Annotated in this window: 21 protein-coding genes and 3 pseudogenes; 11 read left to right on the top strand and 13 right to left on the bottom strand. The window is 69.1% G+C overall.

Going from position 1 to position 22882, the window contains the following annotated elements; all coding sequences use genetic code 11:
- The first annotated feature begins 16 nt into the window (after positions 1 to 16).
- Complete coding sequence (locus ACZ6CL_RS12420) at positions 17 to 1597, top strand: glycoside hydrolase family 32 protein (protein ID WP_468934700.1); 1581 nt, start codon at positions 17 to 19, stop codon at positions 1595 to 1597.
- 233 nt (positions 1598 to 1830) lie between these two features.
- On the opposite strand, the gene ACZ6CL_RS12415 is transcribed toward ACZ6CL_RS12420, so the two are convergent.
- Positions 1831 to 2820, bottom strand: a complete 990-nt coding sequence (locus tag ACZ6CL_RS12415; protein ID WP_468934697.1) for a phosphotransferase family protein — start codon at positions 2818 to 2820, stop codon at positions 1831 to 1833.
- Positions 2821 to 3036: 216 nt separating this feature from the next.
- The gene (locus ACZ6CL_RS12410) at positions 3037 to 3459 is read right to left on the bottom strand and encodes a DUF6223 family protein (protein ID WP_468934694.1); all 423 of its coding nucleotides are present in this window, start codon (positions 3457 to 3459) and stop codon (positions 3037 to 3039) included.
- Positions 3460 to 3678: 219 nt separating this feature from the next.
- Here ACZ6CL_RS12410 and ACZ6CL_RS12405 point away from each other — a divergent pair, with 219 nt between their 5' ends.
- Together ACZ6CL_RS12405 and ACZ6CL_RS12400 are read left to right on the top strand one after the other, a co-directional pair.
- Positions 3679 to 4806: a sensor histidine kinase gene (locus ACZ6CL_RS12405; RefSeq protein WP_468934692.1), complete on the top strand. Its 1128-nt coding sequence runs from the start codon at positions 3679 to 3681 to the stop codon at positions 4804 to 4806.
- Positions 4803 to 5465, top strand: a complete 663-nt coding sequence (locus ACZ6CL_RS12400; RefSeq protein ID WP_468934690.1) for a response regulator — start codon at positions 4803 to 4805, stop codon at positions 5463 to 5465. Before ACZ6CL_RS12405 ends, ACZ6CL_RS12400 begins: the two co-directional genes overlap by 4 nt.
- Positions 5466 to 6194: 729 nt before the next feature.
- Here ACZ6CL_RS12400 and ACZ6CL_RS12395 read toward each other — a convergent pair.
- The 5 genes from ACZ6CL_RS12395 to ACZ6CL_RS12375 form a co-directional block, all read right to left on the bottom strand.
- Positions 6195 to 6506 (bottom strand): SCO5918 family protein, encoded by a 312-nt coding sequence (locus ACZ6CL_RS12395; protein WP_468934688.1) that lies wholly within the window; start codon positions 6504 to 6506, stop codon positions 6195 to 6197.
- A 55-nt stretch (positions 6507 to 6561) separates the two neighbouring features.
- Positions 6562 to 6966, bottom strand: coding sequence for a CBS domain-containing protein (locus tag ACZ6CL_RS12390; protein WP_468934686.1), 405 nt, complete (start codon positions 6964 to 6966; stop codon positions 6562 to 6564).
- Between the two features lie 46 nt (positions 6967 to 7012).
- On the bottom strand, positions 7013 to 8524 hold the full coding sequence (locus ACZ6CL_RS12385; protein WP_468934683.1) for a DEAD/DEAH box helicase: 1512 nt from the start codon (positions 8522 to 8524) through the stop codon (positions 7013 to 7015).
- Positions 8525 to 8834: 310 nt separating this feature from the next.
- Positions 8835 to 9038 carry a cold-shock protein gene (locus tag ACZ6CL_RS12380; RefSeq protein WP_063730458.1) on the bottom strand — a complete coding sequence of 68 codons (204 nt, stop codon included), beginning with the start codon at positions 9036 to 9038 and terminating at the stop codon, positions 8835 to 8837.
- A 353-nt stretch (positions 9039 to 9391) separates the two neighbouring features.
- The gene (locus ACZ6CL_RS12375) at positions 9392 to 9781 is read right to left on the bottom strand and encodes a MerR family transcriptional regulator (protein WP_468934680.1); all 390 of its coding nucleotides are present in this window, start codon (positions 9779 to 9781) and stop codon (positions 9392 to 9394) included.
- 935 nt (positions 9782 to 10716) lie between these two features.
- Between ACZ6CL_RS12375 and ACZ6CL_RS12370 the strand changes: the two are divergent.
- Positions 10717 to 10878, top strand: a pseudogene (locus tag ACZ6CL_RS12370) (metallophosphoesterase); the annotation flags it as partial.
- A gap of 35 nt (positions 10879 to 10913) precedes the next feature.
- Here ACZ6CL_RS12370 and ACZ6CL_RS12365 read toward each other — a convergent pair.
- Positions 10914 to 11519 carry a TetR/AcrR family transcriptional regulator gene (locus ACZ6CL_RS12365; protein ID WP_468934677.1) on the bottom strand — a complete coding sequence of 202 codons (606 nt, stop codon included), beginning with the start codon at positions 11517 to 11519 and terminating at the stop codon, positions 10914 to 10916.
- A gap of 70 nt (positions 11520 to 11589) precedes the next feature.
- On the opposite strand from ACZ6CL_RS12365, the gene ACZ6CL_RS12360 reads away from it, so the two are divergent.
- From ACZ6CL_RS12360 to ACZ6CL_RS12350, 3 genes are all read left to right on the top strand, one after another.
- Entirely contained in the window at positions 11590 to 12483 is an 894-nt protein-coding gene (locus tag ACZ6CL_RS12360) for an NADP-dependent oxidoreductase (protein ID WP_468934674.1), read from the top strand.
- Positions 12443 to 12931: an MmyB family transcriptional regulator gene (locus ACZ6CL_RS12355; RefSeq protein ID WP_468934671.1), complete on the top strand. Its 489-nt coding sequence runs from the start codon at positions 12443 to 12445 to the stop codon at positions 12929 to 12931. Before ACZ6CL_RS12360 ends, ACZ6CL_RS12355 begins: the two co-directional genes overlap by 41 nt.
- 195 nt (positions 12932 to 13126) lie before the next feature.
- A complete protein-coding gene (locus tag ACZ6CL_RS12350) occupies positions 13127 to 13663 on the top strand; it encodes a hypothetical protein (RefSeq protein ID WP_468934668.1) in 537 nt (178 codons plus the stop codon).
- Positions 13664 to 13685: 22 nt separating this feature from the next.
- On the opposite strand, the gene ACZ6CL_RS12345 is transcribed toward ACZ6CL_RS12350, so the two are convergent.
- From ACZ6CL_RS12345 to ACZ6CL_RS12325, 5 genes and pseudogenes are all read right to left on the bottom strand, one after another.
- Positions 13686 to 14381 (bottom strand): RICIN domain-containing protein, encoded by a 696-nt coding sequence (locus ACZ6CL_RS12345; protein ID WP_468934665.1) that lies wholly within the window; start codon positions 14379 to 14381, stop codon positions 13686 to 13688.
- Between the two features lie 161 nt (positions 14382 to 14542).
- Complete coding sequence (locus tag ACZ6CL_RS12340) at positions 14543 to 14911, bottom strand: low affinity iron permease family protein (protein WP_468934663.1); 369 nt, start codon at positions 14909 to 14911, stop codon at positions 14543 to 14545.
- Positions 14912 to 14928: 17 nt separating this feature from the next.
- The gene (locus ACZ6CL_RS12335; RefSeq protein WP_468934660.1) at positions 14929 to 15075 is read right to left on the bottom strand and encodes a hypothetical protein; all 147 of its coding nucleotides are present in this window, start codon (positions 15073 to 15075) and stop codon (positions 14929 to 14931) included.
- Between the two features lie 546 nt (positions 15076 to 15621).
- Positions 15622 to 15867 (bottom strand): annotated as a pseudogene (locus ACZ6CL_RS12330) (response regulator transcription factor); the annotation flags it as partial.
- A gap of 61 nt (positions 15868 to 15928) precedes the next feature.
- Positions 15929 to 16954: pseudogene (locus ACZ6CL_RS12325) on the bottom strand (sugar porter family MFS transporter); the annotation flags it as partial.
- A 469-nt stretch (positions 16955 to 17423) separates the two neighbouring features.
- Between ACZ6CL_RS12325 and ACZ6CL_RS12320 the strand changes: the two are divergent.
- The 4 genes from ACZ6CL_RS12320 to ACZ6CL_RS12305 all read left to right on the top strand — a co-directional run bounded on the left by ACZ6CL_RS12320 (position 17424) and on the right by ACZ6CL_RS12305 (position 21843).
- Positions 17424 to 18491, top strand: a complete 1068-nt coding sequence (locus tag ACZ6CL_RS12320; protein WP_468934657.1) for a Gfo/Idh/MocA family oxidoreductase — start codon at positions 17424 to 17426, stop codon at positions 18489 to 18491.
- Positions 18488 to 19348 carry a TIM barrel protein gene (locus ACZ6CL_RS12315; RefSeq protein WP_468934654.1) on the top strand — a complete coding sequence of 287 codons (861 nt, stop codon included), beginning with the start codon at positions 18488 to 18490 and terminating at the stop codon, positions 19346 to 19348. The genes ACZ6CL_RS12320 and ACZ6CL_RS12315 overlap by 4 nt, the downstream gene beginning before the upstream one ends.
- A 598-nt stretch (positions 19349 to 19946) precedes the next feature.
- Positions 19947 to 20855, top strand: coding sequence for a zinc-binding dehydrogenase (locus ACZ6CL_RS12310; protein WP_468934651.1), 909 nt, complete (start codon positions 19947 to 19949; stop codon positions 20853 to 20855).
- Positions 20856 to 20925: 70 nt separating this feature from the next.
- Complete coding sequence (locus tag ACZ6CL_RS12305; protein WP_468934649.1) at positions 20926 to 21843, top strand: AraC family transcriptional regulator; 918 nt, start codon at positions 20926 to 20928, stop codon at positions 21841 to 21843.
- The last annotated feature ends 1039 nt before the right edge of the window (positions 21844 to 22882 follow it).

Here is a 22882-nt window from a genome sequence, read left to right as displayed (position 1 = left end):
TCGCACGATGCGTGGCATGTCGAGGAGTTCGCTGGGTCCGAGCAGGACTCTGTCCAGGCGGTCGCTGCTGGCGGCCTCTGCCGCCGGCGCCGCCGGTGCTCTGCTGCCGGTCCCCGCGAGACCTGCGGAGGCGGTGCCCGGCGAAGCGACGGCCGCGTGCACGGGCAGCTACCGCGCCGAGTATCACTTCACGGTCCCCGACCAGTGGATGAACGACCCCCAGCGCCCGATCTGGATCAACGGCGAGTACCACTACTACTACCTCTACAACCCCGACTACTCGACGGGCGGCACGACGGCAGGCACCACCTGGCGCCTGGCCACCAGCACCGACCTCGTCTCCTTCACCGACAAGGGCGTCGCCGTGCCGAAGAACACGACCCCCAACGGCGATGTCTGGTCCGGCTCGGCGGTGGTCGACACGGACGGTACGGCGGGCTTCGGCGCGGGCGCGGTGATCGTCCTCGCCACCATGGCGCCCGACGAGGTCACCCAGGCGCAGTACCTGTACTACTCGACGGACGGCGGCCGCACCTTCACGAACCACGGCACCGCCCCGGTCCTCCCCAACCCCGGCGTACGGGACTTCCGCGACCCCAAGGTGATTCGCGACGAGGAGCGCGGGCGGTGGGTGATGACGCTCGCCGAGAACGACAAAGTGGGCTTCTACCACTCCGCCGACCTCAAGGCGTGGACGTACGTCGGCGGCTTCATCAAGGGTGGCATCGGCGTCCTGGAGTGCCCCGACCTGTTCCGCATCAGGGCGGAGGACGGGGCCTGGAAGTGGGTACTGGGCGTCAGCGCCAATGGCAAGGGCTCCGGGCTGCCGAGCACGTTCGCGTACTGGACGGGCTCCTTCGACGGCACGACCTTCACCGCCGACGCGTCCGATCCCCAGTGGCTGGACCACGGCTGGGACTGGTACGCGGCGGTCACCTTCGACAAACGCGACGCGAACGGGGCCCTGGACCCGGCCGCACGGTACGCGATCGGCTGGATGAACCACTGGGACTACGCGAACACCACCCCCACGACCGAGTGCGACGGCTTCAACGGCACCGACTCGATCGTCCGCGAGGTGCGGCTGAAGCGTACGTCGTCGGGTACGTACTACCTGGCGTCCCAGCCGGTGGCGGCCCTGGACGACCATGTGTCGCGGACGGTGAACCTCGGCGACATCACCGTCGACGGCACGCGACTGCTCGACTACACGGGTACGGCGTACGAGCTGACCTGCGAGATCACCTGGGATCAACTGGTCGGAGCCGGGATGCAGTTGCGGCGGTCTCCGGACGGTGGCCGGCACATCGACGCGGGGATCTACGGCGGCTACGCCTTCGTCAACCGCGGTTACACCATCAGCCCCGACACCTCCGGCCGCTGGCAGGAGAGCCGTACGCCCTTCGACCTGTCCGCCCGCACGGTACGCCTGCGCATCCTCGTCGACCGTTCGTCCGTCGAGATGTTCGTCGGCGACGGCCGGTACGTGCACTCGACCGAGGCCTTCCCCGACCCGTCCGACACAGGGCTGGCCCTGTTCACGATCGACGGGCAGGCGGTCTTCCGCAACACCGTGATCCGGGAATTCACGGTCTGATCCGACGTGAGGTGGCCGGGGCCGGCCGCGCTTGCCTCGCACGGGCGGCACGGCCCGGAGGAGTGGGATCAACTGGGTGACGTCATCGCGCCCCGGGACTTCGTCTCGTCTTGGAGCCCCCTTCACCGCCCGGACGTGGGAGCCGTCGACCGCAGCCCGGGAGGAAATCAAGGCGTTCGCGCCGCGGAGCTCGGCGAGCAGGACCTCCACCGCGAAGATTGTTTGTTGGAGGATCAGTCTGTCTGCTCGCCAAGCAGCGCCAGGGTCTCCCGCAGTCGCATGCACGCCCAGTTGTACTGCTCAGTGTCGGTGTGTGCCCGGAAGGTCGTCTCGATGATCTGGATCAGGGCGAGGTGAAGGTTGTACAGCCGCCGACGGGTCCGCTCGGCGGTGGTGAACGGCCGGTGGCCGTAGCCGCGGATGAAAGCCGTGGCGTCCCCGTAAGCGCTCGACACACTCCCGGTGAAGCCGAACTCCATCAGCGGATCGCCGTAGAACGCCCGCTCGTGGTCGAGGATCGCCACGATCCGGCCGTCGCGCACCATGCAGTTGCCGGGCCACAGGTCCCACTCGACGAACCGGGGCTCGGTCACCTCGTCAAGCGAATCGGCATGGGCGGCCACGACTTCGCGGATCACGTCGTAGTCGTGGGGGAGGTCGACGCCGCGCCGCTGGCCGTCTCCCAGCAGCTCCTCGACCATCCGCAGGAAGGCCGCGCGCCACGTGCTGTCGCCCGGCCCGGCCAGCGGGCCGAAGGCGGCGCCGCGGATGGTGTTGAGTTCGCGGGTGATCGCGCCGAGCGCTTCGCCGTACGTGTTGATCTCCGTCTCGGTCAGGGTGGCCCTGATGGCGTCGAGGTTGTCCGCGTCTACGTACGTCATGAAGAAGTAGTCGACGTCGCACACTTCATGGCTCTGATCGGCGAAGTCGACCTCCGGCACGGGAACCTTCGTGTGCTCCCGGATCAGCCGCAGCGCCTCCAGTTCGGTGGCCATGGCCCCACGCTCGTAGGTCATGACCTCGACATCCGGCGGCGGCGCGATCTTGAGGACGACGTGCGCGCCGGAGCGCAACCGAATCCGGTAGGCCACGTTGAACCAACCGCCGCTCAGTTCGCTGACCCAGTCCTCGCCCCCGTCGCACACCTCGTCCGGGCCGTAGGCGCGGGCGACCATGGTGCGAAGCGCCTCAACGGACTGCCGGTTCTTTGTGATGCTCTCCATCAATCCTCCGCCCCGAGCACGATCGGACGGTAGCACCAGGACTGAGTTGTGCACTCGGGTCTGCAGGGACGCTTCGGACGGGGAAGCCGAGGTGCGGGGCGAGCCGGTCCCAGGTCTGGGTGGTGACCCGCCCGAGGACCACCGCGGGAACTGCTCGTGCCATACCGGGCCGAGGGTGCTGTTGGTGGCGTGGCCACGCGCTCGCATCTGCTGCAGTCAGCCGGTGCGGCGGGAGCGGGCCAGAGCCAGCCCGCCCAGGGCCGTGCCGATCAGCCCCACCAGCATGGCCACGTAGGCCCCGCCCAGCCCGTTGCCGGTGCCCAGACCACCGTCGGCGGTGGCCGCGACCAGCACACCGAGGGCCATGCTGATCAGCCCCGCCACCATGGCCACCATGGCCCCGAGTGATCCGTTGGCAGCGCCGAGACGACCGGTGGGGCGGGCCAGCGCCAGCCAGGCGACGACCACGCCGGCCAGCCCCAGCAGCGCGCCCGTGGTCGCCCCGAGTCGCCCGAGGCTGAAGTCGTAGAACCTGGCGGCGACCGGCTGGACCGAGGCGTGCGCGGCCGCCGGTGCGGCAAGCCCGATGCCTCCGAGCAGGGCGGCCGCAGCGGCGGCAAGCAGGCGACGAACAGACATTGGTGTGCTCCTTCTCTTCCTGCGACTGAGGGTCGCCTGAGCATGTCTGCCGGACCCACCCCCGGTCGTCCGGCGGACGCGGACACTCCGCGCTGCCACCGATGCCGCATCCGGCTACGACGGATACCGCAGGAGGCGCGACGGTACTGCGTGTGCGGTAGTCGGCCGCTCGCCCACGAGGCGGACTCGCCCACGGCGGCAGCCAGCTAGGGTGCGCGCATGAGTGCAGGTGAGACCGGCGTCCGGGCCCGTGTCGGAGACTGGGGTATCGCTGTCGGCGTGGCGGCCGCGCTGCTGGTTACCGGGCTGTCCGGGCAGCGTTCCGCCACGCATCTCGACTCGCTCGGGTGCGCACTGCTGACGGCCGGCGGGCTGGCGCTGGCCGCGCGCCGTCAGGCTCCGGTTGCCGTCCTGGCCGTCACCGGGCTGTGCGCGGTGGGTTACCAGGCAGTCGGCTTCGATGTGCCCGTTGTCGCGTACCTGTTCGCGGTGTACGCAGCCGTGCGGGCGGGACACCGCACTGTAACGGTGGCGGCGAGCGTGACCATGCTGGCCATGCTCCCGCTCGCAGCACTGGCCTCGGGCCAGCACGACACGGGCGAGGCGTTCGCGCAGGCCCGAGGCGCCCTCGAAATTGCCTGGCTGATCGCGGCAGGCGCCGCGGGGGAAGCGCTGCGGCAGGCCGAGCGGCGGGCGGACGAGGCCGAACGCACCCGGGAGGAGACCGCGCGGCGTCGCGCCGACGAGGAGCGGCTGCACATCGCACGGGAGTTGCACGATTCGCTCACCCACCAGATCTCGATCATCAAGGTGCAGGCCGAAGTCGTCGTCCACGTGGCCCGCAAGCGTGGCGAACAGGTGCCGGAGGCCCTGCTGGCGATCCAGGAGGCCGGTCGTGAAGCGAGCCGGGAGCTGCGCGCGACGCTGGAGGCGCTGCGTGACGACGACACGGCCCCGCCGCCTGGGCTCGACGACGTCCCGGAACTGGTGAAGCGAGCAAGTAAGGCCGGCCTGGAGGCGACGCTGACGATGGACGGACAGCGGCACGATGTGTCGGCCGCGGTGGGCCGGACCGTCTACCGGATCGTTCAGGAGTCGCTGACCAACATCGCCCGTCACGCGGACGCCAGCACGGCGTGGGTCCAGATCGACTGCCGTCCGGACGTCCTCGCGATACGCATCGATGACGATGGCAAGGCCACATCAGTCACCGCGCCGACGCCCGGCGTCGGGCTGCTCGGGATGCGCGAACGCGTCACCGCTCTCGGCGGCCGGCTGCGGGCGGAACCGCGCGGCGAGGGCGGCTTCACCGTCCAGGCTGAACTCCCCCTTGACCGAACGTCATGATCCGTGTCCTGCTGGTCGACGACCAGCCACTGATTCGCAGCGGATTCCGCGCGCTCCTCGATCTGGAAGACGACATCGAGGTGGTGGCCGAGGCCGCCGACGGCAGCGAGGGCCTGGAGCTCGCCCAAGAGCACCTGCCCGACGTCGCGCTCGTCGACATTCAGATGCCGGTCATCGACGGCATCGAGGCGACGCGGCGCATCGCCGCGGACCCGGCCCTGGCCGGGGTGCACGTCGTCATCCTGACCAATTACGGCTTGGACGAATACGTCTTCAACGCGCTGCGTGCCGGCGCTGCCGGATTCCTGGTCAAGGACATCGTGCCAGAAGACTTTCTCCACGCCGTACGGGTCGCCGCGCGTGGCGATGCCCTGCTCGCACCCTCGATCACCCGCAAGCTGATCAACCGGTACGTCACCCAGCCGCTCCCCACTGACACCGGCACGGGGCTGGAAGAGCTGACCAGCCGCGAACGCGAGGCTGTCGTTCTGGTTGCGCAGGGACTGTCCAACGACGAGATCGCTGGCCGTCTGGTGATCAGCCCGCTGACCGCGAAAACGCACATCAATCGGGCCATGGCCAAGCTCCGTGCCCGTGACCGAGCCCAGCTCGTGGTCCTCGCCTACGAATCCGGCCTGGTAGCCCCACGCAACTCTTGACATCGCCGGGCCGGTACGCGCCCGCCTGCCAATGGTCGTCGGATGTTTTGGCCGGGGTGCTGTTGTTTCTCGTGAACATCGAACACGGTGGAGTTCGAGTGTCTCCCAAAGAACTGAACAACCGCTGTCGGTTACTTGTGTACAGAGTCACGGCCCGGGGGCTGCCCTCGTCTTTCGCCCGCCGCGCCCCAGAGCGGAGTGTCCGTCGATCCAGTCCGCTCGCTGCGACGCGCTGGGACCTCACATTTGCCTCACGTACTGGCCCGCGCCCCCTTTTTTTTGCGATGCCTGGCATGACACACATCAAGACCTACAAGAGGCAGTCTGGCGCCGTGGTCTACGGGGCCGGGACCTGGCCGTCTCAGACCGCTCGAACAGATCACGCGCGATCACATCAGCCAGTGGATCAACGACCTCAAGCAGGGGCGCCCAGGACCGCACCACGAGCCCGGCACCCTGCGACGGGCCCAGCCTGACGCCGTCGACCTTGTCGATGCCTTGGTCGGCACCGGCCTGCGATGGGGGGAGGTAACGGCGCTCCAGCCCGGAGACGGGTGGGATGTACCGGGTAGCGATCGAGGACGTCAGTGCCTGGACCATGGGCGACTTCAGCTACTCCGACCGCTGACCCGCTGTCGCGCCGAGCTCGGTACGCGGTGAGGGTCCGACCGGCGCATTCCGGCCGGACCCTCACCGCTGCTTTGATGGCGGCTCGCGCCTGCCCGTCGGTCAGATGGCCGTGGGGGCGCCGAGCATCGCGGAAGCCTGTTGGAGCGGGTTGAGAGCGCGTGTGGGCGCGGTGGCCGGGGGAAGGCGGCGGCAGGTGAAGCCGAGCTGGGTCATGGCCCGGAGGACTTCGCCGGCGCTGAAATCGCGGCGGTCCTGGCGTGTGATGACCTGGCCGACCTGTTTGACGGGGTAGGTGCGGCGGCCGATGGTCACGGACTCGCCGAAGATTTCCTCGGGCATGACGCCCTTCATGGATTCCAGGACGCCGCTTTTGGTGAGGTCGAAGGGGAAGCGGGCGATGACACAGCGCATGATGCCTCACAGGGAGAAGAGCGAAGGGGGATGGTTCTGCCGCGGTTGAGGCGGTTCAGCGGGCAAGGGCGAGGACGCCCAAGGCGCTGCCGTGTTCGTCGACCACAGGCAGGGCATCGAGCTGGCGGTAGCGCATCGCGTGCTGGGCTTCGGCCATGGTGGTCACGGGAGAGGTGAACGGGCCGCGGGCGCCGAGGACATCGCGCAGCTGGATCCGGTCCGTGTACGCGGAGCTGTCGCGGACTGCGGTGAGCTGGGCCTGGGTGAGCAGACCGGTGCACAGGCCGTCGTCGTCGCTGACGAGGAGGTGCATGGTGCGGGCGCTTGCCATGACGGACAGGGCGACCTCGATGGTCATGTCATCGCAGACCTGCGGTCCGCCGGTGTCCATGGCGTCGGCCACCGTGCTGTGCACGGGGGTGGCATTGGCCGAGCGGGGCTGCATCTGAATCAGTGTCACAATGTGCCTCCTGTAGAGGTGGGTCAGTTTCCTGATCACGAGGGTTCTAGGCCGCCGCGTCGAAGGAGGTCTTCCGCGCGGTCGCGCGCCGGGCAGCCGAAGTGGGGCTGCGTCGGCCGCGTGAGGCCGCGCTGCGCTTACGCCGCTCGGCCACCGGCGCGGCGATCGTCACGGGGATGCCGGAGGGGGCCTGGGCGCCGGTGATCCGGCTGAGTGCCTCTTCGCCGGAGCGGACCTGGGTGGTCTGGGGCACGATGCCGCCAGCCGCCATGAGGCGGGTCATGGCGCGGCTCTGGTTGGGGGTGACCAGGGTGACGACGCTGCCGGACTCGCCGGCCCGCGCGGTACGGCCGCTGCGGTGAAGGTAGTCCTTGTGGTCGGTCGGCGGGTCGACGTTGACGACGAGGTCGAGGTTGTCGACATGGATGCCGCGGGCCGCGACGTTCGTGGCCACGAGCACGGTGACGTGGCCGGTCTTGAACTGGGCCAGGGTCCGGGTGCGCTGCGGCTGTGACTTGCCGCCGTGCAGGGCGGCGGCCCGGACACCGCTGTTCAGCAGGTCCTGCGTCAGCCGGTCGACGGCGTGCTTGGTGTCCAGGAACATGATCACTCGGCCTTCGCGCGCTGCGATCTGCGTCGTCGTCCGGTGCTTGTCGGCGCCGTGGACGTGCAGCACGTGGTGCTCCATCGTGGTGACCGCGCCTGCGGACGGGTCGACGGAGTGGACGACGGGGTCGGTGAGGTAGCGGCGGACCAGGCGGTCGACGTTACGGTCGAGGGTGGCGGAGAACAGCATCCGCTGGCCTTCGGGGCGGACCTGGTCCAGGAGCGCGGTGACCTGGGGCATGAATCCCATGTCGGCCATCTGGTCGGCCTCGTCCAGGACGGTGATCGCGACCTGGTTCAGCCGGCACTCACCGCGGTCGATGAGGTCTTTGAGGCGGCCCGGCGTCGCGACGACGACCTCGGCGCTACCGCGCAGCACATTGGCCTGCCTGCCGATCGGCATTCCGCCGACGACGGTGGCCAGGCGCAGCTTCACCGAGCGGGCGTAGGGGGTGAGCGCGTCGGTCACCTGCTGGGCCAGCTCACGCGTCGGCACAAGGACAAGGGCCAGCGGCTGGCGGGGCTCGGCGCGCTGTCCGGCGGTGCGAGCCAGAAGAGCCAGGCCGAAGGCGAGGGTCTTGCCGGAACCGGTGCGTCCGCGTCCCAGGGCGTCGCGGCCCGCGAGGGTGTTGGGCAGGGTCGCGCCCTGGATCGGGAACGGGACGCTCAAGCCTTGCGCGGTCAACGCTGCCAGCAGCTGCTTGGGCATGCCGAGGTCGGCGAACGCCTCGACCGCGGGCAGCGCGGGAGTGATCGTCTCCGGCAGGGCGAACTCGCCCTGCACCGTGGCGGGCCGGCGGCCGTGGCCGCGCGAGCGGCTCTGACCGCCGGAACGGCTAGGTGCGGGCGAGCCGAAGCGGGCTCCCCGCCTCGAACCGGTGCTGGAGCCGAAAGCGGGGCTGTCGGTCCGGCGGGGGCGGGACATGCGGCCGTTCGTACGCGTGGGGTTCATTCAGAACCTTCCTTGATACGGCACGCATCAAGGAATTCCCGCAGCAGAAGAGTAGCGCGGAGAATCACAAGGACGGCCGAATAGAATGCGAAAGCGAATCTGGCTTGCAGTGAATCTGGTGCGGGCGCAGACGATGAAATGTGTGACGTCATGTGGACGTGAAATCCAGGACGTCGACCGGTATACCTCCGAAGAGGTCCGCTCCCCGGAGAGGGGGCACGGGCGGCGCCATCCCGCAGGTGAAACCTCGGAGAATGCCCGTAGCTGGGCCCGCGCCCCGAGGGATGCGGGACCAGCTACAAAGTGCGCGTCAGGCGAGAACTATGTTCTCGGCCGTCGGCCCCTTCTGGGTCGGCGCGATGTCGAAGGTAACCCTCTGGCCTTCGAGCAGCTCACGGAAGCCCTGTGCGGCGATGTTGGAGAAGTGGGCGAACACGTCAGGGCCGCCACCGTCCTGTTCGATGAAGCCGAAACCCTTGGCTGTGTTGAACCACTTCACGGTGCCTGACGCCATGTCATATCTCCTTTGGGGCAGTACGCCGGGACCCGCGATGCACGGATACCGGGTCGCCGCGATGATGCCCCGTCCGGAAAATGACCGGCAACACGAAAACGCTTCCGATGGCTGAAAATGCCGGCGAAGGCGCTTGAAGCTTTGGGAACCACAACTGCAACTGAGATCGACAGTAGCATGGAGTGGTGCCCTGTGTGCGTTTTTTTTCACTCTGTTAGTTACGGTAAAAACGCTCCCCGCGCGGCGCGTTTAACCCTCACTTCGCGGTCATAGATATTGGCGCACCCGGAGCGCAGCGTTTCAGGAAGAGCGGTCGCCGTTGCGGGAAATCACCATGGGGAACGACGCATGCGTCACGCCCTGACATGTGTGTGCCGGGGCCCGCCGGCACCCGGCGGGCGCACCGTCTCAGGCCGGGGGTGGCCGGACGCTTCGGCGGTGCGGCGGTATTCGGCGTTGATGCGCTGGGCTTCTTCGAGCTGGTCTTCGAGGATGATGATGCGGCAGGCGGCCTCGATGGGGGTGCCCTGGTCGACGAGTTCACGCGCGCGGGCCGCGATGCGCAGCTGGTAGCGGGAGTAGCGGCGGTGTCCGCCCTCGGAGCGGAGCGGGGTGATCAGGCGGGCTTCGCCGATGGCGCGGAGGAAGCCCTGGGTGGTGCCGAGCATCTCGGCGGCCCGGCCCATGGTGTAGGCGGGGTAGTCGTCGTCGTCGAGACGGCTGTACGAGTCGTCTGCTGTCATCGCACCTCTCTGTGGAACGCGTGGAGGGGCCCTGGTGCCATATGGCACCAGGGCCCCGAAGGAACTGCTACACCATCTGCCGACCCTGGTACTGCGCCGGCCTTCTGTTTTCGCAGACCCGACCTGAATGCTGTCGGGGGTGCGGGGATCGCGGTTGCTTGACCGGAGACCACCTCACAATCGATGTCCCGCGGTACCCAGGCTCAAGACTTCCGCCCGGGCGATCCTGATGGCGCTCAACTCCTCCGTTCTTTCCCTCTGGATGAACTACTTACGGAACTGCATACTGCTGCTCGTGGCCTCGAACAGCGCCACTCTTCGGCAGCCAGCCCCGTCGCCCGTCCTGCATCTGCTCTGGCTTGGAACCCCACTGCCGAACTTCCCGGCACGCGCGCCCGCAGCCGACGCCTTTGCCGAGGAACTACTGACAACCGCACTGCTGGTACGGCGAACTGCACTTACTGAACTGCTACTGCGGTACTGCTCACGGCGGCCCCTGATCACTGCGGGCCACCCGGTCCGGTCGTCAGCCTCGTCGCCGCCTTGCACAACTCTGGCTTCGAAGCTCCACCACCGCACCGTCCTGCGAACTGCAACTGCGTGTACTACTGCCCGGCAGTTCATCTCTGCCGGGCCCTGCTTGATCTCGGCTACGAGAGAAACCATAACCACGCCACCGCCCAATGTCTACTCCGGCCGACGCAGATTTCCGTGCGCTGGCCAGAGAGATAGTCGACCTCGAACACGGAACGGCGCGTGGTGGGCCCCGTTCCAACCGGGGACACCTGCTTTGAGCAGCGACGTTGCGCCGGCCTCGATGCCGCGAACCCCACAGCTTCCCCGCCTGACTGCGTGGATGATCGGCCAGGCACGCTCCGCCCGCCGCCTCATCGCCGCGTCGACGGACAGCCTTTCGGCCCGCGACCGTGCACGCGCTCTGGACCTGCAACTACATCGCCGAGCTGGCCGACCCCACCGTCGCCGGACTGGATCGGTGCGGCGACATGCAGCTGTACGTGAGCCGAGGCGCGGGCGCCTGGGGCCCACCGGTCCGCGTGGGCGCCCGCTCCGGCCTCACCGTCGTAGAACTCGCCTCGTTCGGCGAAACGGCGCCGCCGGGGTCGAGTCCTGACTACGGTCCGGCCGTGCCGACGGAGCTTCCAGAGGTCTGGGCGACCTCCCAGGCCGCCTCGATCATCCGGAAGATCTCGTCCACCGCGGTATCCGGGTCGGCCGCCTCGCGGGCCAGTGAATAAGCGTCGATCACGAACCTCGCGATCGTCCGGCAGGCCGTCGTGGTCTGTGACAGGTCGGGATCGGCGGCGATGGCCGTTGCCAGTGACTCCGCGTGGCGCAGCCTCATCGACTCCTCGTACTCCCGCAGAGCGGGTGATGCGTCGATCATGCGCCAGATCGGGGCGGCGCTGTCCGCCGTGCAATGTCGCACCAGGGCCTGGATCTCGCGGCGCAGCGCGGGGATGAGCGGCTCGTGTGGCGCCCTGCCGGTGACCGCTTGCGTGAGGCGTTGCTCGAAGTTCTCGTCCTGCTCGAACACCAGGGCCTCTTTCGAGGCGAAGTGGGAGAAGAGCGTGGTGACGGCCACGTCGGCCTCGGCGGCCACGTCACGGATGCCCACTGCGTCGTACCCGCGTTCCAGGAAGAGTCGCAGGGCGGTGTCGGCGATCTTCTGGCGGGTCGCGGCCTTCTTGCGTTCACGGCGTCCGGTCGGCACGGTCATGTCCTAACGCTATCAGATGCAAAGACGGAGCAGTTCCTAAAAGCTAACGGTTAGTGTTACGGTCGGCCGCATGAAGAAAGTGAGCTTCGCCGAGTTCGGCGGTCCGGACGTTCTGCAACTCATGGATGCCGAGGAGCCCCACGCGGGCCCCGGCCAGGTACGCATCGCCGTGCGGGCGGCGGGCGTGAACCCCGTCGACTGGAGGGTTCGTGAAGGCCAGGTCCTGGGGGCCCATCCGACCGAGTTGCCCTCTGGAGTCGGGCTGGACGCCTCCGGGGTGGTGGACGAGATCGGCGAGGGTGTCGAAGGGGTCGAGGTCGGCGACCGCGTGTTCGGCGAAGGCTCAAGTACCTACGCCGAGTTCGCCGTGCTGTCGGCCTGGGCCCGTATGCCCGAGGGGCTGACGTTCGAAGAGGCGGCCGGATACCCCTCCGTGGTGGAGACCGCGTTGCGCATCATCCGGGAGGTCGGTGTGCGGTCCGGGCAGACGCTGCTGGTCAGCGGCGCGTCCGGGGGAGTCGGATCGGCGGTGCTGCAGATCGCCCGCGACCGCGGCATCACGGTGATCGGCACGGCTGGGGCCGCGAACCAGGACTATCTGCGCAGCCTGGGTGCCCTCGCCACGACGTACGGCGAGGGCTGGGTCGAGCGGGTGCGGCAGTTCGGCCACGTCGACGCGGCTCTCGACCTGGCCGGCTCGGGCGTGATCCGCGAGCTCGTCGAGCTGACCGGGGATCCGCAGAAGGTGATCTCCATCGCCGATCTCGGTGCGCCGGAGCTCGGTGTCCGATTCTCCGGCGTGGCCGGGAGCGTGCCGGATGCGCTCGCCGAGGCCGTCGGCCTCATCTCGCGGGGGAAGCTCCACATCCCGGTAGAGAAGTCGTACACGCTCGCCGAGGCCGCGGCGGCGCACGTCGACAGCCATGCTGGTCACACGCGCGGGCGCCGGGTCCTGGTCGTCTGAAAGCCGGCTGCGCGTCGTCCTCAAGCGGAAATTGAGGACGACGCGCAGCCGTCGTACTGGTGGGCTCTCGTGTCGTCGCCGGACCGCCACGGCGAAGCGCGTGATCAGTAGGCGTGGACGGCCTCGTGGTCGGCGACGAGGTCATCGGGTTCCTGCCGATGGACAAGACCGGCGCCGCCGCGGAGTACGTCCTCGCGCCGGCCGAGGTTCTGGCAACGGCGCCCAAGGACGGTGTCCCGGTTCAACGAGACGCTGGCGGTTGCGCGAAGTGGACGTCAACCACCATCAGGACCTCAAGAGCTACCGGCATGCGGAACTGGGCGAGACGGAGCTGTACTGCCAGCGCCTGGTGGACCCCGACCAGGCCCAGGAACTGCTGGTCTTCTCCGCCGTACCCGGCTCACCGAGCTACGAAAAGCTTCAACTCCTGGCAGCCGTAGGCGCTTAGTACCGCAATGGTGCTTGCCGCTCTGGAAGCATTCCTCGATGGCCCATCGGCTCCGATGTAGGAGGAAGTGGTTGGTGTCGGGATCCGTTCCAGGAGCGGCAGGGGGGCCAACACGCGATTTGTCAGGCTGCGGCCTCATTTTTCGGGCTACCGTCGGACGCGCCGTGTTGTCCACGCACCCCGAGGAGTAATCCTGTGTCATCGCCCTGTGACCCCCAGTACGCCCCCGTCGGCGATGTGGGTGCTGCGCTCATGGTGATTGACTCTCGGCTCAAAGCCATCTACGACGGCAAGGCCGAGACCGACCCCGAACAGCAGCAGCTGAGCGAGCAATTCGCCGCGTCACTCGGCCCCAACGAGGCCAAGGACATGCTGGACGGTGCATGCACGCTCATCTACATGTTCATGCAGTGGCTGCGGATGGCCCACGAGGACCATGACAGGGACGTTATCGAGTACGTCGTTCCCAGCTTCGTGGCCTCGATGCGCATGATGACCAAGAGCATCTGTCCCGAGGTCATCCCCACCATGACCGGCCTGGTCGTCGCGGCCGGCACCGGCCTGAGCCCCAACTTGTGGCGCAAGCAGTTCGGCGACTGGACCGAGGACGAGATGAATCCCCTGGAAGCCACGGCCTTGCTGCTCGCGGAGCACATCAACCGGCTCACTGACGACCGCGACTTCGCCACTCGCATGATCGGCGAAGCCTTGGCCAGCTCTCCAGAGGCTTAGAGGTGCGGGGCGGCGGCGTTGACTACTGCTGGCTGTCGGGTTTGACGATGAACCACTCCAGGTCGCCGTCGTCCTGGCAGCCGAAGATGGTGATTCTCGTGCCGTCTGCCCTGTCCTCGCCCTTGTCGGCGTAGCCCGCGACGTTCAGGCAGAGCTGGTTGCTGGCGTAGTTGTGGATCCAGTGGAGGCCGTTGGTGTTCGGCCGCTTGTCCACCCACCACAGCTGGTTGTCGTCCATCTTGCGGGTGCAGGGCGCCTCCTTCACCCCTGTCCTGATGACGGCCGCGCCCTGGTCCGGCAGGTCCATGCAGTAGCCGGGGGCGGCGCACTTCTGCGTGGTCCCGTTGCGCAGCAGGACGCGGGCGAACGGGTCGACCGGCTTCGGCTTGGGCTTGTCGCCCCCGCCGCCGCCCCCGGCGCCGTTCCCGTCTCCGTCCCCGCCCGCGCCGGGTTGCTGCGTCGGCTCGGACGCCGGTTTGGACGCGGGCGCGGAACTCGGGGCCGAGGGCTCGGGGGTCGGCACCGCGGAGGCGGCGGCCTGCTCGGTCCGGTCCTGGGCGCGGGTGCCCACCTGCGGCTTGTACGAGATCCAGATCATGACGAACGCGATGGTCAGGGCGACCAGCATGCTGAAGAACACGCCCAGCCAGCGCGGCATCAGACCCGGCTGTTCGTAGGTGCCCTGCACCGGCAGCGGTTCGGCGCCGGAGCGCTGCACGGAGAGCGTGAAGGCTGTCGCAGGCGTCGGGGCACGGTCCGGTGCCTTGAAGGCACCGGCGCGCTGCCCTGCTGGGCGCCCTGCGGTCTCCGGGGCAGCTGGATCAGGCCTGCTGCGCCGGGGACTTCGCCGCCCGGGTCCGAGAACTCAGTTGTGCGTGGTCAGCTCTGCTTCTCCATGCTGATGGCCTCGCGGAGTTCCTCGCTCGCCGCTCCCGGTTCTTGCCGCTGGATCTCCAGCAGGGCGGCGGCTATGGCGTCGAGCTTGCGCTGGATGGCGTGTTCTGCACGCCGTTCGGAGTTCTTCAGCAGTGCCAGAAGCAGTAGCGACACAGCGGACATCGCCTCGCCCACCATCAGCAGCCACGGCGTGGGCAGCTTCAGTACGTGCGCGGTGATCGCGCCGGCGACCAGAACGAGGCACACACCGAAGAAGCCGGGGGAGCTGGTGAAGTTCGAAGCGTGTTCCGCCAGGCGCGTGAACCAGCCCGGCCGGTCGCCGTCACGGTGCGCGGGGTGCTGAGGTGCCATGAGGTCTCCAGCCGTCCTCACGAGGTCCCCCGGTCGGCAGGGGCCCCCAGAGACCCGTCGGACACCTCGACGAGCCGCCCACGCCACTGGGCGTGCAGCTCGTTACCCGTATCCGACTCGGCCTGCTCCAGGGCAGACCGGACGGTGTGCTCCAGGTATGACATACGGTCAGCAGAGTCCTCCGATCTGGTGGCCGTCGACACTACGTTCTCCCCATGGTCGGCACTACGTTCTTCCAGCGGTCGGCCACGTGCGGGACTCGGCCAACCCTGAATTCGAGCTGATGTGGCCGTGCCTACCCCGCCTTCCGCAGAGCATGCACCTGCTTGGAGAGGGCCCGGGTACTCCAGCAGGGACTTTGAGGCCGAGCCGCACCCGCCGCGGATCGCGGCTCCCCCCCCCCATGCCGCAACCTGTGATGGCGGGGTGACCAGCGTCGCCCCCGAAGGCGTGAGGCAATTGCCTCACCGCGCCGGATCGAGCCGGGGCCGAGGAGGAAAGGCCGCCCGGCTGGGTCAAGGGCGAAGGGTTCGCCGAGCCGGACGAGCCCGAGTGCCCCGGCCGAGGATTCCCCGCCCACGCTCGCCAGTACGTCGAGTTGCTTTGGCCGTGTCGGATCGCTCGAACAAGATCACACGCAGATCACATCAGCCAGTGGATCAACGACCTCGAACAAGGCCGTCCGGGGCCGCGTCACGAGCCCGGCTCTGCTACCCGCTTTGGGCAGTCCCGCCCGGGGCGATCAGCCGCGTCTCGTAGGCGAAGACGACGGCTTGGACGCGGTCGCGCAGGTCCAGCTTCGACAGGATGCGGCCGATGTGACTCTCGACCGTGGTCTGGCTGAGGAACAGGCGGGAGGCGAGTTCGGCATTGCTGAGGCCCGTCGCGAGCAGGCGGAGCACCTTGAGTTCGCGAGGGGTCAGGTCGGACAGATCGCGGTGCGGGGCGATGGATGGCCAACTTCCGGTCGGCCGAGCCCAGTACCTTCCTCGTCGAGGTGAAGCCCGGTGTCTCCGCCGCGGCCAGGAGGATGGGGAAGGTGAAAGTGACCACGGCGTTGACGAGCCAGAGCACCAGGACGGCCGTGCCCATCCCGAGTCCGCGGATGGCGAGGGGGAAGATTTCGGAGAGCATCACCCAGGTGACCGGGGAGACGGCCGCCTGCTGGAAGACCAGGAACGTCAGCATGAAGGCCAGGATCAGATAGCTGCGCCAGATGGCGGCGTCGGTGCCGGGGTCGGCGTGGAGGGAGAAGGCCGCGCCGATGGCGATGAGTGAGGCCACGATGCCGAGTTGTCCGGTCACCAGGAGTGGCCGGCGTCCGATCTTGCCGATGAGGCAGAGGCTGGCGGTGGAGGCGGCGACGGCCACAACGCCGTTGGCGATGGTGGCGGTGAGCGCGGCCTGGGAGCCGAGACCGGTCTGCTGGAGGATGGCCGGGGCGAAGTACATGATCGTGTTGATGCCGGTGACCTGCTGGATGACGGCCAGCCCGAGCCCGATCAGGAACACCCGGCGCACCCACGGCACCGCCAGTTCGGACCAGTCGCTGCCGGTACGGGCGGCCTGCTTCTCCTGGTCGATGGCCGCTTTCACCTGCACCAGTTCGGTGTCCACCGTGTCGGCCTCGCGGATGCGCAGCAGGGCGTGGCGGGCGTCGGTGAAGCGTTCCTTGGAGGCGTACCAGCGCGGGGTTTCCGGCATGAACAGCATGCCGAGGTAGAGCAGGGCGGAGGGAATGGTGGCCAGGGCCAGCATCCAGCGCCAGGTCTGCTCCCCGCCCCAGGCGGCGGCCAGGGCGGCGTTGGAGCTGTAGGCGACGAGCTGACCGGTGACGATCATGAGCTGGTCGACGGCGACCAGGCGGCCCCGGGCGTGGGCGGGGGCGATCTCGGCGAGGTGGACGGGGACGGTGGTGGAGGCCGCGCCGACCGCGATGCCGAGGACGACCCGGGCCGCCACCATGGCCTCGACGTTCGGGGCGAGGGCGGTCCCCAGCGCGCCGATGATGAAGACGAAGGCCAGGGCGAGGATGTTGTGGCGGCGTCCGGCGTCGCGACGGCGGCGATGACCGTCGTCGACCGCCTTTTTTCGACGGGCGGTGGCGGCGACTCGGCCTGGGCGGTGTCGGCGGTGCGGCCTGGGCTTGGCGTGCTCGGCATGACGTGCTCCTCTCGGCGAACGCCCGTCCCGGCGGTCGCTTCATCGCGGCTTGACCACGGGCAGCGCGAAAGGGACGCACGAGGGGAGGTAGGCGCACCGTGCGCTGTCGGCGGCAAGAAGAGATGCCGATCAGGGAACTAGCACGTTCTAATCATGTCGAGACATTCGCATGAAACATGTCGACGATCCTCGCCGCGTCGGCCCCCGCTCCGGGCCGCTGCGGCTCGTATTCGCTTCGGATGCCCTGTCGGACGGCCTGAGGCCGGGCATATCGAGCCCTTGACCTATCGCTATGAGCCCTCTACGTTCCTTCCAACTAGAACGTGCTAGTAGATGTGGGAGCAGAGACATGGTCGTCACCGACACCGGCACCGTCCCCGGCCGTCCCCGGCCCGCCCCGGACACGCTGCGGCTGGCCACGATCGGCGCGGGGCGCATCGGGGCGAACCACGCCGAGATCGTCGCCCGCCACATCCCCGGCGTCGCGCTGGCCGCGGTCAGCGACCCCGCCCCCGGCGCGGCCGAGCGTCTCGCCACCGAGCTGGACGTCCCCACGGCCACCACCGATGTGCCAGCGATCCTCGGCCGGGACGACATCGACGGCGTGCTCATCACGGCGCCCGCCCGTGCCCATACCGACCTGGTCGTCGCCGCGGCCGCGGCCGGTAAGCACATCTTCGTGGAGAAGCCGATGGCGGTGACGCTGGAGGACGCCGACCGTGCCATCGCCGCCGCGGAACAGGCGGGCGTCACCCTCCAGGTCGGCTTCAACCGGCGGTTCGCCCCCGGCTTCGCCGCCGCCCGCGCACTGATCGACGAGCGCAAGGTCGGGACGCCGCAGCTGCTGCGCTCGCTGACCCGTGACCCGGGCCCGTTCACCGCGGACCCGGCCCGCATACCGCAGTGGACGATCTTCCTGGAAACCCTCATCCACGACTTCGACACCCTGTGCTGGCTCAACCCCGGCGCCGCCCCGGTGAGCGTGCACGCCACCGCCGACGCCCTGGTTCGCCCCGACGCCAAGGCCGGAGGCCACCTGGACACCGCCGTGGTGACGATCCGTTTCGACAACGGCGCCATCGCCACCGCCGAGGCGTCCTTCTGCGCTCTGTACGGCTACGACGTACGTGCCGAGGTCTTCGGCTCGGAGGGCATGGTGACCGCCGGCGACGGCCGCGGCACTGACATGACCTTCTACAGCGCTCAGGGCCGCCACGTCGACACCGCCCGGCTCGACACCGTGCTGCTGCGCTCGGCCTACACCGCCGAACTCACCGCCTTCGCCGACGCCATCCGCCACCAGAACCCCGCACCCGTGACCGGCGCCGATGCCCGCCGGGCGCTGTCCATCGCGCTGGCCGCCATCCGCAGCGTCGAGACCGAGGCCCCTGCCGCCATCGCCGAGGTGACCAAGTGACCTTCCCCCACGACCCCATCGGCCCGTTCACCCTCGCCGCCAGCGCCGAGATGCTCTACCTGGATCGCCCGTTCACCGAGCGCGTGGCCCGCATCGCCGAGCGCGGTTTCCAGGTCGAGATCTGGGACTGGTCCGCCAAGGACCTCGACGCCCTGGCCGCGACCGGCGCCACCTTCTCCTCCATGACCGGCTACCTGACCGGCAACCTCACGGACCCCGACGGCATCGACGCCCTGCTCACCTCGGCCCGTACGTCCCTGGACGCGGCCGCGCGGCTGGACTGCCCGCGGCTGAACCTGCACGGAACCGGCCTGGACGGCAACGGACTTCCGGTCCGCCCCGTCGAGGACGCCACCCCCGCGATGTGGCTCACGGCCGCCGACACCCTGCGCCGCGTCGCGGACCTGGGGGAGGCCGCGGGCCGCGTCTTCACCCTCGAAAACCTCAATCTCGCCGTCGACCACCCGGGCACCCCCTTCGCCCGCGCCGCCGACACCCTCGCCCTCGTCCGCGCCGTGAACAGTCCCTTCCTCCGGATGAACCTGGACCTCTACCACGCCCAGATCGGCGAGGGGAACCTCATCGAACTCTGCCGTGAGGCCCTGCCCTACGTCGGCGAGTTCCAGGTCGCCGACGTTCCCGGCCGCTGCGAACCGGGCACCGGAGAAATCCACTACCCCGCCATCGCCCGCGCCCTGCACGACCTCGGCTACACCGGCGTCATCGCTCTCGAAGGCTGGGCCCGCGACGACTCCGACGCCGCCCTGGACGCATTCCGGAACGCCTTCATCCCGGGCCCCGACACCGCCACTGAGCACCCCTCATCAGCTGACGGCCTCAACCGTCCGGGCGGCTAAGGTCTACGACGCCGTCGGCCCGCGCGAGGCCGCCGCCGCGCCTGTGCTGAAGAACGGCCTCGGGACTGGGGGGCTCGCATGTTGAGGTGCCGCGTATTCCTCGTTGAGGCCGTGCCTGGTGTCACCGTGGGTGGTCGCCGGAGGTGTATCGGCTCCAGATTCCTCATCGACGATCAGGCGCTGGCCGAACGCGCGGCTGCCCGCGCGGAGCGGCGCCTCCACCCCGATGCTCCTGGCCCGCTCCCGCCACGCCTCCGTCCCCTCCCTGGAGCGGTAGGCCCGCCCCGGCGTCGACGCGGTCGCCTGGCACGTCGCCCATCGCGACCCGCCGCCCGACGGAAGCGCTGACGCCTCAAGATCATTACATTGCCGGGCATGTCTGTGCCCGGCACAGCGTCATCCACCGGACGGGTGCAGGGCTCGACGCGCCGCGAGTCGCACTGACACAGATCGTCAACTGATTGATTCTCACGGGTCTGGTCGCTGTCCCCGTCCTGCGTAAGGGTTCCAAGAAGGCGGCAGTGCGGCATTCGCGCACTCGATCTGTTGCCGCGCCGAGTGTTCAGGCGCACCCACGAGAGAAGGAAACACACCCCCTATGCGTGCCCTTGTGGTCGATCACAGTGACGCCGGACCCATCCGGTTCGCCGATGTCGATGAGCCCGTACCGTCCCCCGGTGAGGCGTTGGTGGAGATACGGCACATCGGTCTCAACTTCGGAGAGCTGAATTACGTGGACCAGTGGCCAGCCGGCGCTGTGCACGGTCACGACGCGGCCGGCGTCGTGCTGCGCGCCGCGTCCGACGGCTCGGGGCCGCCCGAAGGTACGCGCGTCGCCGTGGGAATGGCTCCCCACGCGTGGGCGGAGCGGGCGGCAGTCAGCCCCGCCTCGCTCGGCACCGTCCCCGAGGGCGTGGACCTGGCCGACGCCGCCGCGCTGGGGATCGCCGGAGTCACCGCACTCCGGGTGCTGCGCAAGCGTTCCCTGCTGGCGCGCGACGTTCTGGTCACCGGCGCCAGCGGGGGCGTGGGGCACTTCGCCGTCCAGTTGGCGGCGCTGGCGGGCGCCCGGGTGACGGCACTCGTCGGTTCGCCGGAGCGGGCCGCCGGACTCCGTGCACTCGGCGCCGACAAGGTCGTGACCGACCTGGCCGGGACCGGGGACCGGTTCGACCTCGTCCTGGACACGGTCGGCGGGCCGCTGGTGGCCCAGGCGTGGAGTTCCCTCGCCGAGGGTGGCACCATCCACCTGGTCGGTTACTCCTCGGGGCAGGAGACCACCTTCCCGTCAGGGGCCTTGTTCGGCTTCGGCGAACCCCGCAGCATCGCCACCTACGGCGACATGACGCCGACCAGCGGGGAGCTGACGGACCTGCTGGGCCTCATGGCCGCCGGGAGGCTCTCGGCACCGGTCGGACTGCGAGGCGACTGGCAGGACGTGGGCGACGCCGTCCAGGCGCTGTTCGCGCGGAAGGTGCACGGAAAGGCCGTCCTTGACGTGGCCTGAAGCTGTGGACGAGGACACATGCGCCTCGCCCGCCGGCGGGCGAGGCGCGGCGGTGGACGAGGATGGACCCATGGATGTGCTGGCGGAGGTCTTGCGTGTTTCGGGTGCGCGTGGGGCGCTCGGAGTCATGCTGAAGGCCGGAGGAACCTGGGGCCTGTGGCTGGACACCTACCCAGGAGCGGCACTGCACGTGGTGTCTCGCGGCACGATGTGGCTCCACGTCACGGGCGAGAAACCTCTTCAGGTGCAGGCTGGAGACGCCGTCCTGGTGTCGCCGGGCACCGCACACGGGATAGCCGGCGGCGCCAGCGTGACGATGGGTTCCTGCGACCGGGAAGAGGCGGCCCGGGCTTTCGGCGATGGCCGAGCCCTGCGGCTGGGCTCGGGGCCGGTGCAGACGGAAGTGATCGTCCTGCACTACCAGCAGGACCCGGAGGTGAGCACACCGGTGCTCACCTCCCTCGCTCGGCCGATGCACGTCACAGCCCGCCAGAACGCGCAGCTCAGAAGGACCGTCGAACTTCTCGCTGCTGAGCTCGCACAGCCGCAGATCGGCACCACCGCCGCCATCAACAGCATCGTCGACCTTCTGCTCGTCCAGTTCGTACGCGCCTGGCTGGCCCGCCACCCGCAGGAGCAGTCCGGCTCATGGCTGGGAGCGATGCGTGATCCGGTCGTGCGCGACGCTCTGGCACGTGTCCACGCCCAACCGGAACACCCATGGACCACGGAGACCCTGGCCGCCGCGACGAGCGTCTCCCGGGCGACGCTGTCCAGGCGTTTCCGGTCCGCCCTCGGACAGACGCCGGGCGCGTACGTGACGCAGTGGCGCATCGACCTGGCGTCCGTCCGGCTCCGCGATACCGATGAGCCGGTCGAGTCGATCTCCGGCGCGGTCGGATACGGCTCTCCGCACGCTTTCAGCCGGGCCTTCAGACGTGCCCGAGGCACGGCCCCGGGCGAGTATCGTTCTCTACTTCGCAAGTGATCCGGCCTCGGGACTGATGGGCTCGCATGTTGAGGTGTCGCGTATTCCTCGGTGAGGCCGGTGTTGACGTCACCGTGTGTGGTCGCCGGGGGCGTATCGGGCCCAGGTGCCTCCGGCTTCGGTGACGGGTTGGGCGTAGAGGAGGACGAGCGCGGCGGCGACCCGGGCCCGCAGGGGCAGAGTAGGCGCCGCATTCGGTGCCAGATGGCGAAGTGCTGAAGATGCCGCCGGTGTTCGGGGTCCTCGATGGTGGCGAGCCGTTCGGTCAGCCAACGCTGATAGAGCATGAGCTGCCGGTCGGCGCGGAAGGACGCCGCTGTCCATCAGCAGGTCACGCAGGTGGACGACGGTTCGCCAGGGTGTTTCCTGGTGCAGCCCGTCGTGGGTGAGCGGGACGGCGCCGGTGGCCACTCGCCTCCGCGCGCAGCGACCGCCGCCCGACCCAGGTCCCCGCTCGGCGACCTGCGGCCCGGCCCGCGAGCACCGGCTCAGTCCTCGCGGCCGTCGTCGTCCTCGTCCAGTTCCGGCCCGTCCGGGTCCCGCAGCGGGCGCAGTGCGCCGGCGACCTGTTCGCGCTTGGTGAGAGTATCGGGCCGATGAGCGTGTCGATGCGTCCACGGCGGTCGGAATCAAGCAGGTCGGCGACGATGACGTCGGCGATGTCGTGCTCGCCGGTCCGGTCGGGGAACGGCCCGACCACCCGTCGGCTGAAGCGGGTGGACGGTCCCCAGATGAGCAGGGCGTCAGCCGCCGTGAAGGCGGTGCCGCGCGTCGACGGCTCGTGGAGATCACGGCGACCACCTCCACGAGAGGGGTGAGACCGGCTCGTTGGGGACGCCGGGACACCGCACGCTCTGGTCGGCCTGCGCTCAGCAGCCCATCCACGACGTGGCGCCCGAGCATGCCCGTGGCGCCGGTTACCAGGGTGAGAGGCGAACCCTGGTCAGCGATTCCCGGGCTGTCCTGCGCACGGCGATCGTGGAGGCTGCTCCCGGCGCCGGCCCGGTGCTGGGGGTGTCGTCTATACCGGCCTCCACGC

It is taken from the genome of Streptomyces sp. NPDC041200 (genome assembly GCF_055591805.1).
Note: the sequence above shows the minus strand (reverse complement) of the source record. Positions and strands in the feature narration are given on the sequence as shown.